Origin of the sequence: Saccharothrix coeruleofusca (assembly GCF_014648515.1) — a bacterium.
In the GTDB taxonomy this organism is placed as follows: domain Bacteria; phylum Actinomycetota; class Actinomycetes; order Mycobacteriales; family Pseudonocardiaceae; genus Actinosynnema; species Actinosynnema coeruleofuscum.
In genome coordinates this window covers 115513-132019 of record NZ_BMRG01000002.1, presented here as the reverse complement: position 1 = coordinate 132019, position 16507 = coordinate 115513, and the positions used below count along the sequence as shown (strand labels likewise).

The window sequence follows — 16507 nt, the reverse complement described above, 5'->3', positions numbered from 1 at the left end:
CGAGAGTGCGGGTCGGGTGCGCGAATGTTGAGTTCGGGGTGTCTGAGCGTTCGACTCGCGGGGGCGACACGCCCAACGCGCCCATAGGTGGGTGACACCGAGGGCGGGCGTTGCGGTCAGAGGTCCTTGGCCAGGGCACGTTCGGTGCCCATGTCCAGGGTCACGCCGAGTCGGTTGAGCGCGTTGATGGAGATGATCAGGGCCACCAGGTCGGCGAGCTCCTTCTCCGACCACGTCGCGCTCGCGCGCCGCCACAACTCGTCGGGCACCCCGTGCTCGCCGAGCCGGGTGACGGCGTCGGTCAGCTCCAGCGCCAGCCGCTCGGTGTCGGTGAAGAAGCGCGACTCCCGCCACACCGACACCGCGAACAGCCGCTGCGCGTTCTCACCGGCCTTGAGCGCGTCCGCGGAGTGCATGTCGACGCAGAACGCGCAGCCGTTGAGCACCGACGCGCGCAGCTTCACCAGTTCCAGCAGCGTGCGGTCGACGTGCCGGGAGGCGTAGGCGTCGAGCTGGATCAGCAGTCGGTAGGCGTCCGGGGCCACTTCGGCGAAGTTCATCCTCATGCACTGGGGACGAGACCGGGCCGGGAGGTGTGACAGACCTCAGGCGACCGCGCTGCGGCGGTGCGACACGGCCGCGAGCACCACGACGATCAGCGCCGCGCCGCCGGTCAGGCACGCCACCAGCATCGCCCACGGGAACCAGGACTGGGAGTTCGCCCCGGCGTAGCGGACCGTCGCGGTGAGCATCGACGCCTGCCCCGGCTTGGGCGTCCACGCGACGACCGAGTCGTCCTCCTCGCGGCCGTTGGTGTTGATCACCTCACCGGGGAAGCCGATCTTGACCTGCACGTCGGCCCGCTGGCCGGGCACGGCGGTCAGGTCCACCGAGCCCGACAGCGTGACCAGGTCGCCGGAGCGGCGGAAGTTGAGCTGGTAGCGGCTGTTGGACGCGCTGGTGGCCACGGACAGCGCGCGCACCTCGTCGAAGGTCAGCCCGTTGAAGAACAGCTGCGTGCCGGTGTAGTCGTCCACCCGGTAGGGCTGCGTGGTGACCCGTCCCGCCAGCTCCTCGGGCACCTTGAGCTGGGGTCCGGGGTCGTTGTCCTGGGTGGGCGGGGTGGCCGCCACGATCTCGCCGGAGACCCGGTCGTCCGGGGACAGCGCCATGGCCGCGTGCAGGCGGACGCAGCCCGTCAGCGCGAACGCGGCGAGCAGGAGCACGGGCAGGAGGAGCGCGGAGGCCCTGGGCACGGGAGCAATCCTGCCGGCAGGGTCAAAAGTTGACCCGGTGAAGCCTGTCGTGAGCCTCGCTAAAGAGCTGTCGACGACCGGAGCCGGGCCGGTAGCGTGCGGTGCATGGGCACTACTCCGGCCGGCGTGCACGGCATCAGCGATCAGTACGTAGCCGACTACGCGGCGGTCGACCCGGTGGCCGCGACCTTCATGGGCGTCCCCGGTCACGAGGACCGGCTGACCGACTACTCACCGGAGGGACACGCCGCCCGCGTCGAGCTGTCCCGCCGGGCGCTGCGCGAGATGGCGGCGACCGAACCCGCCGACCGCTCCGAGGCCGACGCCAAGGCGGTGTTCCTGGAGCGCGTCGGGCTCGACGTCGAGCTGTACGAGGCGGGGCTCGCCGAGTCCTCGCTCAACGTGATCGCCAGCCCCGTGCAGAGCATGCGCGAGACGTTCGACCAGATGCAGACCGACACCCCCGAGCAGTGGGCGCTGGTGGCCAAGCGGCTGGCCGCGATGCCGGACGCGGTGGCCAACCTGCGGGCGGGTCTGGCGCACGCCGCGGACCGCGGCCACGTCTCGGCGCTGCGCCAGGTCAGCCGGGTCGCCGAGCAGTGCGACACCTGGGCGGGGCTGTCCGGCGGCGGCTCGTACTTCGCGGGCCTGATCGCAGGCGCACCGGGTGACGGGGCGCTGCGCACCGACCTGGAGGCGGGCGCCAAGGCCGCCGCCGAGGCCTACGCCGACCTGGCCGCGTTCCTGCGCGACGACCTCGCTCCCAAGGCGCCCCGCGAGGACGCCGTCGGCGAGGAGGTCTACCGGCTGTCCTCCCGCTACTTCACCGGCTCCCGGCTGGACCTGGCCGAGGCCTACGAGTGGGGCTGGGCCGAGTTCACCCGCATCGAGGCCGAGATGAAGCAGGTCGCCGGGCGGATCAAGCCGGGAGCCTCGCTGGCCGAGGCCGCCGCGGCGCTGGACGCCGACCCGCGCTACCTGGTGCACGGCCAGGACGGGCTGCAGGCGTGGATGCAGGAGCTGTCCGACAAGGCCCTGCGCGACGTGCGCGGGGTGCACTTCGAGCTGCCCGACGAGCTGATGCGGCTGGAGTGCCGGATCGCTCCGCCCGGCGGCGGCGTCGGCGCCTACTACACCAGCCCGACGCCGGACTTCTCGCGTCCGGGGCGGATGTGGTGGTCGGTGCCCGCGGACAAGCAGGAGTTCTCCACCTGGCGCGAGGTGACCACCGTCTACCACGAGGGCGTGCCGGGCCACCACCTGCAGATCGCCACCGCCGTGTACCAGGCGGACAAGCTCAACGCCTTCCAGCGGCTGATGTGCTGGGTGTCCGGGTACGGCGAGGGCTGGGCGCTGTACGCCGAGCGGCTCATGCGCGAGCTGGGCTACCTCGACGACGACGGCGACCTGCTGGGGATGCTGGACGCGCACCTCTTCCGCGCCGCGCGGGTGATCGTCGACATCGGCATGCACCTGCGGCTGGAGATCCCGCGCGGGACCGGGTTCCACGAGGGCGAGCGGTGGACGCCCGAGCTGGGCCTGGAGTTCATGCTGACCCGGACGATCACCGAGCAGGCGCACGTGCGCGACGAGATCGACCGGTACCTGGGGTGGCCCGGCCAGGCCCCCTCGTACAAGCTGGGCGAGCGGCTGTGGCTGGCCGCGCGGGACGAGGCCCGCGCCCGGCACGGCAGCGCGTTCGACCTCAAGGTGTTCCACAAGCAGGCGCTGGAGATGGGCGCCATGGGCCTGGACACCCTGCGGGAGCGACTGGCCGAGCTGTGAGCGGGCGCGTGGGGTCCGGCGCGCGGCCGGACCTCACGCCCTCCCGACCGGGGACAGCGGCAGCGTGCGGCCCAGCACCGCGAACGGGCGCGGGTCGCCGGTGAACTGGTAGTGGCGCAGCACGTCCTCGAAGCCCACCCGCCGGTACAGCCGCCATGCCCGGCTCGGTCCCTCCGGAGTGGACAGCAGCACCCGCGAGGTGGTGACGCCGCCCAGCAGACCGCGCAGCAGCGCCTCGCCGATGCCCCGGCCCTGCGCCCCCGGCATCACGTGCAGCTCGGTCAGCTCGAAGTAGTCGCGCATCCACTCCTCGACCGCGCCCGGCCCGGCCACCATGGTCAGGCCGTGGCGCACCTGCTCGTGCCACCACTGGCCGCTCGCGCCCCGGTAGCCGTAGCCGATGCCGACCAGCTCGTCCCGCTCGCCCAGGGCCACCACGCAGCGCCAGCCGGGGCGCGTCATGTGCGCCAGCCACATCGGGGCGCGCTGCTCGGCCGTGCCGGGCGGGTAGTTCATCGCGCTGACGTACAGCGCCAGCGCCTCGTCCAGGCGCGGGTTCAGCTCCTGCGGCGTCAGCTCCACCAGCCGCCGCGACGGCGCGGCGGTCACCGGGCCACCTCGGCGGGGGTGCCGCCGGTCAGCTCGACCAGGCCAGCGCAGGTGGTGGGGAAGACCGCGTGCGGGTGGCCCGCCGCGGCCCAGACCACCTCGTACCGCGCCAGGTCCCGGTCCACGAAGGTGCGGATCGGCGCGGGGTGGCCCAGCGGCGAGACGCCGCCGATGACCTGGCCGGTGTGCTCGCGCACGAACGCGGGGGTGGCGCGCTCGACCGAGTCGACGCCGGCCAGCTCGGCCAGCAGGCCGGTGTCCGCGCGGTGCGCGCCGGAGGTCAGCACCAGCAGGGGCGCGGCCACGCCGCCGGTGACGGCGGCGAAGACCAGGCTGTTGGCGATGGCGCCGACCGGGACGCCCACCGCGGCGGCCGCCTCGGCGGCGGTTCGGACGGCGTCGGCCAGCACGCGGATGCCTTCGGCCGCCTCGTGGTGACCCGCTTCGGACAGGGCCGCGGCGACTTTGCGGATACCGGGGTGGTCGGGTGCGCTCACCCGTTCATGAGACCACGCGCGATCGGGTTGAGGACTGCCGGGCCGACGGGATAGGCTGATGTTGCTCGAACAGCTGTTCGAGCTATGCCCTGGTGGTGGGGTGGGGGAAGCACCCCACCACCAGGAGCCGCCGTCTCCCCGCGGCGGTCGTCGACGTTCCGACGCCGCGAGGAGGCCGCCGATGTCAACTCCGACCGACTCCCCCCAGCCGGACAGGCCGACGCACGAGGGTGGGCAGTGAGCCGGGGACTGGTCGAGTACGACACCCTCGTCGAGGTGATCGCGTCGGAGGCCGAGCGGTTGGCGCGCGCCACCGAGGGGCAGCGCCCGGAGCGCCAGGTCCCCGCCTGTCCCGGCCTGAACCTGGGCGAGACCGCCCGGCACGTGGGCAGCACCTACCGCATGGTCCGCGCGTGGCTGCGCGACGGTGCGCGGCCACGGGTGTGGCAGCGGGAACCCCGACCGGGGCAGGATTTGGCCGACTACGTCCGGGAGGGCGTGGCGCCGCTGGTCGAGCGGCTCGCCGCGCAGCGGGCGGACGACCCGTGCGACACCTGGTGGCCCGAGGAGCGCAACCACGGCTTCTGGGCGCGCAGGCTGGCCCACGAGTCCACTGTGCACCGGATGGACGTGCAGTCCGCGGCCGGGCTGACCCTGGACCCGGTGGCCGACGCCGTCGCCGAGGACGGCATCGACGAGGTGCTGTCGCTGTGGCTGGGGCACCGCCTGGACGTGCTGGGCGTGCGCGGCACCAAGCGGAGCGCGGTGGCGATCCGCGCGGGCGGTCGCGTGTGGACCGTCCGCACCGGACCGGAACCGGCCACCGCGCGCCTGTCCGCGCCGGGGGAACCGGCCGACGGCGAGGTGGCGGGCTCGCCCGTGCTGGTCTACCGCTGGCTGTGGGGGCGCATCCCGGACCGCGAGGTGGAGACCTCCGGCGACCACGACGCGATCGCCCAGCTGTGGGCGCTGCTGCGGCTGGCCACCAAGTAGCGCTACAGCGCCGAGTTCTACGGCGCCGAGTCCTACGGCGCCGGCTCCTGCAGCGCCGGCTCCTGCAGCGCCAGGTCCGCGACCTCCTCCAGGCCGTTGTCCGCCCGCGCGGTCTCCAGTCGGAAGCGCGCCGCGCGGCCGTCGACCTCCAGCAGGGCCACCGAGTTGCCGAAGTGCGGGCCGCTGAGCTTGGTCCAGCCGATCGGGTCGGGTGAGATGCCCGCCCGGTCGGCGAGCCGCCGCAGCAGCCGCGCGATCGGGCGCGACCACGACAGGCGGAACGCCGGGCGGAAGATCCACGGTGGATCGTTGTGCACCGGCGAGCACACCAGCTGCAGCACCGCGGACCGCAGCGGCGCGGTGTAGTGCGCGCGGGCGGCGTAGCTGTGGTGCACGTCCCCGGACAGCACGCAGATCGTGCTCGGCGCGTCGGGGCGGCTGCCGATGCGCAGGATCATCCGCGCCAGCCGCTCGAACGACGCGCGGAAGGCGGGCCAGTGCTCCAGGTCCGCGACCTGCCGCACGGTCTCGGCCAGCTTGCCGCGCAGGCCGGGCTTGGCCGCCGCGTTCTCGTTGAGCGACTGGAAGTGGCTCAGCCCGTGCGGCATCAGCCACGGCAGCGACGAACCGATCAGCAGGTGGTCGAAGTCGCCCTCGGTGGCGTTGCGCTCGATCCAGGCGAACTCGTCGTGGCTGACCATCAGCCGCTCCGGGCCGTCCAGGATGCGGCCGTTGCGGGTGTCGATCACCAGCAGCCGCACCCGGCCGAAGTCGCGGCGGTAGCTCCACCACGTCGACTTGCGCCCGTCCAGCTCGGCGTCGGCGCGCTCGGCGAAGTCCTCCAGCAGCGGCCGCACGTCCCCGCCCGCCGCCACCACCTTGCCGTACAGCTCGTCGCCCGCCAGCTGCTCCGGCCCCAGGTTGCCGATGTGCTGGTACACCCAGTACGACGCCAGCCCGGCGCGGATGCGCTGCCGCCACCACGGCCGGGCCGCCATCTTCTCGCGCCACGCGCGGGAGGTGTTCCAGTCGTCGCGCACGTCGTGGTCGTCGAAGATCATCGACGTCGGCACGGTGGACATCAGCCAGCGGATCTCGGGATCGCTCCACGACTCGTGGTACAGCTCGGCGTACTCGCGGAACTCCACCACCTCGCCCACCGGTTCGCGGCCGTCGCGCCGCTCGGCCAGCCACCGCTTCACGCGCGGCGTCGGCTCGTCGGCGTAGACCTGGTCGCCCAGCAGCAGCAACGCGTCCGGCCACTGCTCCTCGGGCTGGTCCTTCATGCGCAGCGCGAAGGCGTCCAGCGCGTCGGGGCCCAGCTTGTCCGGCCCCGGACCGCCGTGCTTGGCCGCCCGGCACGAGCCGAACACCAGCCGGTGCGACAGGTCGTCCTCGGCCTTGGTGCGGATGCGGCACGGCGGGAACGGCGAGTCCGGCTCGGGCCACACCACCTCGCCGTCCAGCCGCACGTCGTAGGGCGTGGAGGTGCCCGGCGCCAAGCCCTCCACCACGACCAGCGCGAAGTGCTGGTCGCCGACCTGGAACGTGCGCGCCGCGTGGCCCGCCACGACCACCTCGCACGAGGTGTCGGTCTCAACCCACACGGTGGCCGTCGTGCCGTTGACATGTCTCAGCACAGGACCGAGGACCAGTTGCGCCATGCCGCAGACGTTACCTTTGCCGCATGGGGACCAGGTTGTGCAACATCGTCGTGGACTCGGCCGACGTCACCGCGCTGAGCGGCTTCTGGTCGGCGCTGCTCGCCCTGCCCGCCGTTCCGGCGGACAGCGGCGAGGTCGACCTCACCGTCACCCCCGAGCTGGACGTGGTCTTCGTGCCGGTGTCCGAGCCGAAAGCGGTGAAGAACCGCGTGCACCTGGACCTGGCCAGCGCCTCGCCGCAGGACCAGGCGGCCATCGTGGCGCGGGCGCGGGAGCTGGGCGCGCGGCCGGTCGACATTGGCCAGGGCGAGATGCCGTGGGTGGTGCTGGCCGACCCGGAGGGCAACGAGTTCTGCGTGCTGGAGCCGAGGGAGGAGTACGCCGCCACCGGCCCCGTGGCCGCGGTGGTGCTCGACGCGGCCGACCCGCGCGGCCTGGCCGCGTTCTGGGCCGAGGCGACCGGGATGCCCGTCGTGCGCGCGCACGAGGAGTTCGCCTCGCTGCGCCCGACCTCCGGGCCGTACCTGGAACTGGTCAAGGTGCCCGACGCCAAGACGGTGAAGAACCGCGTGCACCTGGACGTGGCGCCGCACGCGGACGGGCGCACCGAGGACGAGGTGAGGCGCTTGGAGGCGCTGGGCGCGCGGCGCGTGGACCTCGGGCAGGGCGACGTGCCGTGGGTGGTGCTGGCCGACATCGAGGGCAACGAGTTCTGCGTGTTGACGCCCCGCTGACAAACGACCCTGGTGCTCCAGCAGCACCGCTGTCTACAGTGCTGATATGCAATATATCAGTCGGGCGCTCTACCGGGACCAGGCCCTGACCGCCATCCGCGAGGCGATCATGGTCGGCGCGCTCGCCCCCGGCTCCCCGATCAAGGACGTGGAGCTGGCCGAGCGGCTGGGGCTGTCCCGCACCCCGGTCCGCGAAGCGCTGGCCCGACTGGCCGACGAGGGGCTGGTGGAGTCCAAGCCGCACAGCTACACCAGGGTCACCCCGCTGGACACCGCCGCCGTGCGCGACGCCCACGCCGTCGTGCAGGCCATGCACGCGCTGGCCGCCCGGCTGGCCGTGCCGAAGATGACCCCGGCGGACCTGGCGGCCATGCGCGCGGCCAACGCCCGGTTCGCCACCGCGCTGGCCGACCAGGACGTGCCCGCCGCGCTCGCCGCCGACGACGAGTTCCACGACGTGGCCGTGCGGCGCAGCGGCAACTTCGCGGTGATCGCCACCATCGAGCGCTACACCCCGCTGGTGCGCCGCCTGGAGCGGCTGCGCTTCGGCACCCCACCCGGCCGCCACTCGGTGGCCATGCACGAGGAGATCGTCGCCGCCTGCGCCGCCGAGGACGCCGACCTGGCCGCGGCGCTGGTCGAGCGCAACTGGGCGACCCTGGCCGAGCTGCTGGAGGAGAACTGACATGGCGCTGGACGACTTCGCCCGCTTCCCGCTGACCTTCGGCCCCTCGCCGGTGCACCCGCTGGAGCGGCTGACCGCGCACCTGGGCGGCGCGCGGGTGTGGGCCAAGCGGGAGGACTGCAACTCCGGCCTGGCCTACGGCGGCAACAAGACCCGCAAGCTGGAGTACCTCGTCGCCGACGCGCTGGCCACCGGCTGCGACACCCTCGTCTCCATCGGCGGCGTGCAGTCCAACCACACCCGCCAGGTCGCCGCCGCGGCGGCCCGCGCCGGGCTGCGGTGCGTGCTGGTGCAGGAGAGCTGGGTGGACTGGTCCGACCCGGTGTACGACCGGGTCGGCAACATCCTGCTCAGCAGGCTCATGGGCGCCGAGGTGCGGCTGGTCGACGCGGGCTTCGGCATCGGCGTGAAACCCGCGTGGGAGCAGGCGGTCGAGCAGGTCCGCGCCGAGGGCGGCAAGCCCTACGCCATCCCGGCGGGCGCCTCCGACCACCCGCTGGGCGGCCTGGGCTTCGCCGGGTGGGCGGCCGAGGTCCAGCGGCAGGAGCGGGAACTGGGCGTCCTCTTCGACACCATCGTGGTCTGCTCGGTCACCGGCAGCACCCAGGCGGGCATGGTCGCCGGCTTCGCGGGCAGCGGCCGCCGGATCATCGGCATCGACGCCTCCGCCAAGCCCGCCGAGACCCGCGCGCAGGTCACCCGCATCGCCGAGAACACCGCGGCCCTGCTCGGCGTCGAGATCGCCGACTCCGACGTGGTCCTCGACGACCGCTTCCACGAGGGCGTCTACGGCGTCCCCGGCGAGTCCACCGTGGAGGCGATGGAGCTCGGCGCCCGCCTGGAGGGCATGATCACCGACCCGGTGTACGAGGGGAAGTCGCTGGCCGGACTGGTGGAGCTGGTGTCGTCCGGGGAGATCCCCCGCGACGCCACCGTCCTCTACGCCCACCTCGGCGGCCAGCCCGCCCTCAACGCCTACAGCAGCCTGTTCACCTGACCACGCCCCGCGAGTCGAACCCCCAGAACCTCCGAGTTCAACGCTCAGGACCACCACGCCCGCCCCCAGCGTCACCCACCTATGGGCGCGTTGGGCGTGTCGCCCCCGCGAGTCGAACGCTCAGACACCCTGAACTCAACATTCGCGCACCCGACCCGCACTCTCGCGCCCTGACCGGCGCTTCCGCGCCCCTCTGGCAGTAGTTACCGGCCCTGCCAACCCCGTCGGGTAGTACTTGCCCACGCACCAGAGGGGCGCGCGGAGCGCGCGCAGCGGACCGCCCGCGAGCGCCGCTTTCAGTTCTGAACGCTCGGTTCGCGGTGTCCGAACGCTCAACTCACACGACCTGAACGCTCGGTTCAGCATGTGGACGCGTCCCGACCCCGTGGCTCAGGCTCGGAGGCGCAGGCCCTTGGGGGTCGCGCGGAAACCCGCCTCCTGGAGGATGCCCGCCAGCCTCGTGCCCAGCGCCACCTCCCCGTCCGCCCGCTGCACGGCCAACTGCCCCAGCCACCCGTCGCGCACCGCTTGGCCCAGCGCGCGGGCGGCGGCCCGCAGCGCCTGCTCGTCCTCGGTGAACGACACCAGCGACCGGCCACCGCGCTCGACGTACAGCGCCGCCACGCCGTCCACCAGCACGGTCAGCGCGCCCGACTTGCGCCCCGGCCGGTGCTTGCCCTCGCCGACCGGGTCCGGCCAGGCCAGCGCCGCGCCGTAGGGCTGGGCCGGGTCGGCGGCGGCCAGCACCACCGCCTCCGGCGCGTTCGCGTGGTCCTGCCCCGGCGGTCGGGACAGCGCGCGCAGCCGGTCGACGGCCCCGCGCGCGGCGAACTGCGCGGCACCCAGCCCCTCGACCACGTACCCCCGCACGACCTGCCCGGACTCCTCCATCGCGCGCAGCACCCGGTACACCCCGCTGAACCCGCCGGTCACCCGCTCGGTGTCCAGCGCGCCCCTGGTCAGCACGCCGTGCCGCTCCAGGAACGCCTCGGCCCGCGCGTGCGCCCGCCGGGTCGGGTCGGTCGCGGGCACCACGGCCAGCGACCACCGGCCCGCCGCGGTCGCGGGCCCGGTGCGGCTGGGCAGGTCCGGCCTGCCCGCCCGCATCCGCGCGTACCGGCCGCGCGGGGCCGACCGGCGCGGTTTGTGCGCCGTGCCGCCGCCCGCGACCAGCGCCCGCAGTGGGGCCAGCGTGTCGTTGGTGACCACACCCGCCCACACCAGGTCCCACAGCGCGCCCACCACCTCGGCGTCGGTGGTCGGGCCGTGCAGCGACACCCGGTCGACCACCTGCCGGAAGAACAGCGCGCCGCCCGCCAGCGCCTCCACCACGGCGGTGTGCAGCGACGAGTCCGGCGCGGCCTCCGGCACCAGGTCCGGCAGCAGCAGGTCGGCCACGTCCGAGGGGGCCAGCGCGATCCAGCCGTCGCCCCCGGCCAGCGCGCCGCACCCGGTCCAGGTGACCTCGCCGGACGCGGTCAGCTCGTCCAGCAGCGCCGGGGTGTAGCCGGGCAGCCGGGCGGGCAGCACCAGCGACTCCACCGCGCTGGCGGGCAGCGGCGCGCCCGCCAGCTGTTCGACCACCGAGTACACGTCGTCCACCGTCGGGGCCGCGCGCAGCCGCCGCCCGATGCCGTGCCAGCCGGGCAGGAACCGGCCCAGCGCGGCGGGCTCCACCGGTTCGACCTCGGCCCGCAGCCTGGCCAGCGACGCCCGCCGCAGCCTGCGCAGCACCTCCGCGTCGCAGTACTCGGTGTGCGTGCCGCCGGGCCGCAGCTCGCCGCGCACCAGCCGCCCGGTGCCCGCCATCCGCTCCAGCACCCCGGTCACCACCGCCACGCCCAGCCCGAACCGCTCGGCCGCCCGCGCCGCCGGGAACGGGCCGTGCGTGCGGGCGTAGCGGGACAGCAGGTCGCCCAGCGGGTCGGCCACCGGCTCGGTGAACACCTCCGGCACGCCCACCGGCAGCGCCACGCCCAGCGCGTCGCGCACCCGCCCCGCGTCCTCGATGGCGATGACCCGCTCCTGCCCCGCGATGCGCACCCGGATCGCCCGCCGCTGCGCCACCAGCTCGGCCAGCCACTCCGGCCGGATGCCGCGCGCCAGCCCTTCCTCCTCGGACAGGTCGCCCAGCAGCCGCAGCAGGTCCGCCGCGCCCTCCGCGTCGCGCGCGTGCCGGTCCGGCGCCAACCGCTGCAGCGCCAGCTCCACCTCCTCGACCACCTCGGGGTCCAGCAGCTCCCGGATCGCCTCGGAGCCCAGCAGCTCGGCCAGCAGCGCCGAGTCCAGCGACAGCGCCGCCGCCCGCCGCTCGGCCAGCGGCGCGTCCGCGTCGTAGAGGAACATGCCGACGTAGCCGAACAGCAGGCTGCGCGCGAACGGCGACGGTGACGGCGTCTCCACCTCCACCACGCGCACCCGCCGCGCCCGCACGTCGGTCATCAGCTCCTTGAGACCGGGCACGTCGTAGACGTCTTGGAGGCACTCGCGCATCGCCTCCAGGACCACCGGGAAGCTCTCGTACTTCGCCGCCACCGACAGCAGCTGCGCCGCCCGCTGCCGTTGCTGCCACAGCGGGGTGCGCCGCCTCGGGTCGCGCCGGGGCAGCAGCAGCGACCGGGCCGCGCACTCCCGGAACCGGGCCGCGAACAGCGCCGAGCCGCCCACCTCGGCCACCACGACCTGCTCGACCTCCTCCGGGTCCAGCAGCACGTCCTCGGCCCCGACCACGACCGGCGCGCCGTCCTGGTCGACCGCGTCCGGCAGCCGCACCACGATCCCGTCGTCGGAGTGCGCCGCCTGCGCCTCGACGCCGCGCCGCTCCCGCAGCCGGGCCGCGATCGCCAGCGCCCACGGCGCGTTGACCTGGGCCCCGAACGGGGAGTGCACCACCAGCCGCCAGTCGCCCAGCTCGTCGCGGAACCGCTCGACCAGGACGGTGCGGTCGCTGGGCACGTGCCGGGTCGCCTCGCGCTGCTCGCGCAGGTAGGCCAGCAGGTTCGAGCTCGCCCACGCGTCCAGCCCGGCACCGGCGGCGCGCTCGGCGGCCGCGGCGTCGTCCAGCGCGGACACCTCGCGCAAGAACTTCCCCAGCGCCCATCCCAGCTCCAGCGGGCGGCCCGGCGCGTCGCCCTTCCAGAACGGCATCCGCGCGGGCTGACCCGGCGCGGGCACCACGATCACCCGGTCGTGGGTGATGTCCTCGACCCGCCAGGACGAGGTGCCCAGCAGGAACGTGTCGCCCACCCGCGACTCGTAGACCATCTCCTCGTCCAGCTCGCCCACCCGCGAGCCGGGCCGGTCCTCCGCCGCCGGGGTCATCACCGCGAACAGCCCCCGGTCGGGGATGGTGCCGCCGGAGGTCACCGCCAGCCGCTGCGCGCCGGGGCGCCCGCGCAGCTCGCCGGTGACCCGGTCCCAGGTGATCCGGGGCCGCAGCTCCCCGAACTCCTCGCTGGGGTAGCGGCCCGCCAGCATGTCCAGCACCGCCCGCAGCGCCGACTCCGGCAGCGCCGCGAACGGGGCGGCCCGGCGCACCAGCCCGGCCAGCTCCTCGACCGGCCACGGCTCCAGCGCCACCATCGCCACGACGTGCTGGGCCAGCACGTCCAGCGGGTTGCGCGGGTACCGCACGGCCTCGATCGCGCCGTCGCGCATCCGCTCCGCCACCACCGCGCACGACACCAGGTCGCCGCGGAACTTGGGGAACACCACCCCGCGCGAGACCGCGCCCACCTGGTGCCCGGCGCGGCCCACCCGCTGCAGCCCGGACGCGACCGTGGGCGGCGCCTCGACCTGCACCACCAGGTCGACCGCGCCCATGTCGATGCCCAGCTCCAGCGAGGAGGTGGCCACCACGCACGGCAGCCGCCCGGACTTCAGCTCCTCCTCGACGGCGGTCCGCTGCTCGCGCGACATCGAGCCGTGGTGCGCGCGGGCGACGACCGGACCCGACTGGGTGGTGACCCCCGACTGGCCGACCGCCTCGGCCGGGAACCGGTCCGACTGCCCGCTCTCCTGCGCGCTCTCCTCCGCCAGCTCGTTGAGCCGGGCGGTGAGCCGCTCGGCCAGCCTGCGCGAGTTGGCGAACACGATGGTGGACCGGTGCCGCCGGACCAGCTCCAGCACCCGCCGCTCGACGGCGGGCCAGATCGACGCCCGCTGCTGCGCGCCCGCCGCCGAGCCGGACACCTCGCCGGTCGGCTCGCCCAGCACCGACATGTCCTCCACCGGGACCTCGACGCGCACCTCGATGGTCTTGGCGGCTTCGGGCCGCACCACCCGCACCGGTCGGCCGCCCGCCAGGAACGAGGCGACCTCCTCCACCGGCCGGACCGTGGCGGACAGGCCGATCCGCTGGGCGGGCCGCTCCAGCAGCGCGTCCAGCCGCTCCAGCGACAGCGCCAGGTGCGCGCCGCGCTTGGTGCCGGCCACCGCGTGCACCTCGTCCAGGATCACCGTCTCCACCCCGCGCAGCGAGTCGCGGGCGGCCGAGGTGAGCAGCAGGAACAGCGACTCGGGGGTGGTCACCAGCACGTCCGGCGGGGTCCTGGCGAACGCCCGGCGCGCGTCCGCGGGCGTGTCGCCGGTGCGCATCCCCACCGTGGTCGACGGCTCCGGCAGGGACAGCCGGTGCGCCGCCTGCCGAATGCCCGCCAGCGGCGCCCGCAGGTTGCGCTCCACGTCCACGGCCAGCGCCTTGAGGGGTGAGACGTAGAGCACCCGGCAGCGCCGCTTCGGCTCGTCGGGCGGCGGGGCCGAGGCCAGCCGGTCCAGCGCCCACAGGAACGCGGCCAGCGTCTTGCCCGAGCCGGTGGGCGCGATGACCAGCGCGTGCTCGCCCGCCGCGGCCGCCTCCCACGCCCCGACCTGGGCGGCGGTGGGCGCGGCGAAGGCCCCGGCGAACCACTGCCGGGTGGCGGGGGAGAACTGCTCCATCACATCCACGGCACCATCCTGACCCGGACCACCGACAGTTCCGGCCCGTCGGGAGTACCCGGAAGCCCCGGAGTCGCCTCAAGGAGTGAACCGGGGGACCGGTGCGAACCGAACTAGGCGGCCGAGGCGTGTTGGCGGGTGTGGGACGATCACCCGGCTCGTGGACGGGAGAGGTGGACATGCGCGTCCTGTCGGTTGACCTGGGCACTTCCAACACCGTGGCGGTGCTGGCCGCACACGGCCGGCCACCCAGGGTGGTGGAGGTGGACGGCTCCGCGACCATGCCCTCGGCCGTCTACTGCGAGGAGGACGGCACGCTGGTGGTGGGTCGCGACGCCGAGCGCCGCGCCCGGCTCGACCCGTCCCGCTTCGAGCCCAACCCCAAGCGCCGCGTGGACGAGGGCGCGCTGCTGCTGGGCGACAACGTCGTGGCCGTCACCGACGCGCTGGCCGCGGTGCTGCGCCGCGTGCTGGAGGAGACCACCCGCCAGCTGGGCGGCGAGCGGATCGACGAGTTCCGCCTCACCCACCCCGCCGAGTGGGGGCAGCCCCGGCGCAACGTGCTGATGTCCGCGGCCCGGCTGGCGGGGGTGGACGGCGAGATCGTGCTGGTGCCGGAGCCGGTCGCGGCGGCATCGCACTACGCCTCGCTGTCGGTCGGCCAGGCGCTGGCCGTGTACGACCTGGGCGCGGGCACGTTCGACGTGGCCATCGTCGGCGCGACCAAGCAGGGCTTCACCGTGCTGGCCGCCGACGGCCTGCCGGACCTGGGCGGGCTGGACGTGGACCAGGCGCTGCTGGAGCACGTCGGCCGCCAGGTGGCGCACCGCGACCCGGCCCGCTGGCAGCGGCTGCTGCGCCCGGAGTCCACCGCCGACCGGCGGGCCCGGCGCGCGTTGCAGGAGGACGTGCGGGCGGCCAAGGAGTCGCTGTCCCGGCACCCGCACACCGAGGTGCCGATGCCGGAGCCGTTCGAGGACGTGCTGGTCACCCGCAACGACCTGGAGGCGCTGGTCCGGCCGAGCATGCTGCGCAGCGTGGAGCTGCTGGCCGCGACCATCCGCGCGACCGGGTTGACCCCCGAGCAGCTGGCGGGCATCTACCTGGTCGGCGGCTCCAGCCGCATCCCGCTGGTGGCCACGATGATCGCCGAGCAGGTGCGGGTCGTGCCGACCAGCCTGGACCAGCCGGAGACCGCGGTGGCGCTGGGCGCGCACCACGTGCCCAAGGACGGCGTGTCGGTCGCCGGGCCGCTGCCGGTCAGCGAGCAGCCGACCGTGGTCACCCGGCCGGTCGGCCCGACGGTCAGCGGGCCGCACCCGGTCGGCTCCCACCAGGTGAGCCCGGCCGTCAGCGGCCCCCACCAGGTGAATCCGGCGGTCAGCGGCGCGCACCAGGTGAACCCGACCACCAGCGGCGCGCACCAGGTCAACCCGGCGGCCAGCGGCCCGTACCAGGTCAACCCGACCACCAGCGGGTCCTACCAGGTCAACCCGGCGGTGAGCGGCCCGTACCAGGTCGGTTCCCCGGCGCCGCAGCAGTTCAACTTCCCCAGCGTCACCCCGCGTGCCCAGCAGCGGCGGCGGCGCGAGTGGCCCAACCGCACCGTGCTGCTCGCGGCGGGCGCGGCCGTGGTGCTGGTGGCGGCACTGGTGGGCGGGTTCATCGCCTTCTCCGGGCCGGACGTGCCCAGCGCGCAGGACTGCAAGACCGACGTGGCGCAGGACGACAAGGGCTTCACCACCTGCCTGCGCCAGCTCGCGGGGGCGGTGGCCGACACCGCCGACTGCAAGGCGGGGAGCGACCAGGGCGTGTCCGGCATCAGCGCCATCAAGGGCACCGTGGTCAGCTGCGCGGTCAAGGACGACTACTCGGTGCAGTACATCCTCACCGAGACGGTCACCGGTGCGCAGCAGGGCGCGGACGCGGTGGTCCGCTCGCTCAAGGCCGACGTGGTCGAGGCGCAGTGGGCGGGCAACGGCCTGGTGGGCAAGTACCGCGCTTCGGCCGACGGCGGGTTGGGGCTGCTGGTGTTCACCGCGGACGAGCGCCCGCTGCTGGGCATCGTGACCAAGAGCGGCGAGGAGGAGCTGACCGCCGACGCCATCGCCGACTTCTTCGAGAACACCCTCCAGCCGGGCACCTGACTCCCTGGATGGGCGCTTGGACGGCCCGGTCCGGCGTGCCACGATCAGTGATCATGGTTGTCGTCGTCGAAGTCGTGCAGCGCCGCGTGCTGCGGGTGCTGGCGGTCTCCCAGGTGCTGGGGTCCGCGGGGATCACCATCGGCTTGACCCTGAGCACGCTGGTCGCGGCGGCGCTGGCGCACTCCGACGTGGTGGGCGGCCT

Annotated in this window: 12 protein-coding genes; 6 read left to right on the top strand and 6 right to left on the bottom strand. The window is 74.4% G+C overall.

Going from position 1 to position 16507, the window contains the following annotated elements:
• Positions 1-116 precede the first annotated feature (116 nt).
• The gene (locus IEZ00_RS05190) at positions 117-560 is read right to left on the bottom strand and encodes a carboxymuconolactone decarboxylase family protein (protein WP_189221910.1); all 444 of its coding nucleotides are present in this window, start codon (positions 558-560) and stop codon (positions 117-119) included.
• 45 nt (positions 561-605) lie between these two features.
• Positions 606-1256 (bottom strand): LppM family (lipo)protein, encoded by a 651-nt coding sequence (locus IEZ00_RS05185; protein WP_189221909.1) that lies wholly within the window; start codon positions 1254-1256, stop codon positions 606-608.
• Between the two features lie 105 nt (positions 1257-1361).
• On the opposite strand from IEZ00_RS05185, the gene IEZ00_RS05180 reads away from it, so the two are divergent.
• Positions 1362-3041, top strand: a complete 1680-nt coding sequence (locus IEZ00_RS05180) for a DUF885 domain-containing protein (RefSeq protein WP_189221908.1) — start codon at positions 1362-1364, stop codon at positions 3039-3041.
• Positions 3042-3074: 33 nt separating this feature from the next.
• Here IEZ00_RS05180 and IEZ00_RS05175 read toward each other — a convergent pair whose 3' ends face one another.
• A complete protein-coding gene (locus tag IEZ00_RS05175) occupies positions 3075-3650 on the bottom strand; it encodes a GNAT family N-acetyltransferase (protein WP_189221907.1) in 576 nt (191 codons plus the stop codon).
• Positions 3647-4147, bottom strand: a complete 501-nt coding sequence (locus IEZ00_RS05170; RefSeq protein WP_189221906.1) for a YbaK/EbsC family protein — start codon at positions 4145-4147, stop codon at positions 3647-3649. Before IEZ00_RS05170 ends, IEZ00_RS05175 begins: the two co-directional genes overlap by 4 nt.
• Before the next feature lie 237 nt (positions 4148-4384).
• On the opposite strand from IEZ00_RS05170, the gene IEZ00_RS05165 reads away from it, so the two are divergent.
• A complete protein-coding gene (locus IEZ00_RS05165) occupies positions 4385-5140 on the top strand; it encodes a maleylpyruvate isomerase family mycothiol-dependent enzyme (protein WP_189221905.1) in 756 nt (251 codons plus the stop codon).
• Positions 5141-5172: 32 nt separating this feature from the next.
• Here IEZ00_RS05165 and IEZ00_RS05160 read toward each other — a convergent pair whose 3' ends face one another.
• Positions 5173-6804, bottom strand: a complete 1632-nt coding sequence (locus IEZ00_RS05160; protein WP_189221904.1) for an alkaline phosphatase D family protein — start codon at positions 6802-6804, stop codon at positions 5173-5175.
• 23 nt (positions 6805-6827) lie between these two features.
• Here IEZ00_RS05160 and IEZ00_RS05155 point away from each other — a divergent pair, with 23 nt between their 5' ends.
• The 3 genes from IEZ00_RS05155 to IEZ00_RS05145 are packed head-to-tail and all read left to right on the top strand — an operon-like array spanning position 6828 to position 9220.
• Entirely contained in the window at positions 6828-7538 is a 711-nt protein-coding gene (locus IEZ00_RS05155) for a VOC family protein (RefSeq protein WP_189221903.1), read from the top strand.
• Positions 7539-7584: 46 nt separating this feature from the next.
• Positions 7585-8223: a GntR family transcriptional regulator gene (locus tag IEZ00_RS05150; RefSeq protein WP_189221902.1), complete on the top strand. Its 639-nt coding sequence runs from the start codon at positions 7585-7587 to the stop codon at positions 8221-8223.
• A gap of 1 nt (position 8224) precedes the next feature.
• On the top strand, positions 8225-9220 hold the full coding sequence (locus IEZ00_RS05145; RefSeq protein WP_189221901.1) for a 1-aminocyclopropane-1-carboxylate deaminase: 996 nt from the start codon (positions 8225-8227) through the stop codon (positions 9218-9220).
• Positions 9221-9610: 390 nt separating this feature from the next.
• On the opposite strand, the gene IEZ00_RS05140 is transcribed toward IEZ00_RS05145, so the two are convergent.
• Positions 9611-14158 (bottom strand): ATP-dependent helicase, encoded by a 4548-nt coding sequence (locus tag IEZ00_RS05140; protein ID WP_189222553.1) that lies wholly within the window; start codon positions 14156-14158, stop codon positions 9611-9613.
• Between the two features lie 179 nt (positions 14159-14337).
• Between IEZ00_RS05140 and IEZ00_RS05135 the strand changes: the two genes are divergently transcribed.
• On the top strand, positions 14338-16305 hold the full coding sequence (locus tag IEZ00_RS05135; RefSeq protein ID WP_189221900.1) for an Hsp70 family protein: 1968 nt from the start codon (positions 14338-14340) through the stop codon (positions 16303-16305).
• The last annotated feature ends 202 nt before the right edge of the window (positions 16306-16507 follow it).

Excerpts from the sequence above, each read along its gene's own strand:
- IEZ00_RS05190 (WP_189221910.1), bottom strand. The coding sequence starts at position 560 with ATGAACTTCGCCGAAGTGGCCCCGGACGCCTACCGACTGCTGATCCAG.
- IEZ00_RS05180 (WP_189221908.1), top strand. The coding sequence starts at position 1,362 with ATGGGCACTACTCCGGCCGGCGTGCACGGCATCAGCGATCAGTACGTA.
- IEZ00_RS05160 (WP_189221904.1), bottom strand. The coding sequence starts at position 6,804 with ATGGCGCAACTGGTCCTCGGTCCTGTGCTGAGACATGTCAACGGCACG.
- IEZ00_RS05155 (WP_189221903.1), top strand. The coding sequence starts at position 6,828 with ATGGGGACCAGGTTGTGCAACATCGTCGTGGACTCGGCCGACGTCACC.
- IEZ00_RS05150 (WP_189221902.1), top strand. The coding sequence starts at position 7,585 with ATGCAATATATCAGTCGGGCGCTCTACCGGGACCAGGCCCTGACCGCC.
- IEZ00_RS05145 (WP_189221901.1), top strand. The coding sequence starts at position 8,225 with ATGGCGCTGGACGACTTCGCCCGCTTCCCGCTGACCTTCGGCCCCTCG.
- IEZ00_RS05140 (WP_189222553.1), bottom strand. The coding sequence starts at position 14,158 with ATGGAGCAGTTCTCCCCCGCCACCCGGCAGTGGTTCGCCGGGGCCTTC.
- IEZ00_RS05135 (WP_189221900.1), top strand. The coding sequence starts at position 14,338 with ATGCGCGTCCTGTCGGTTGACCTGGGCACTTCCAACACCGTGGCGGTG.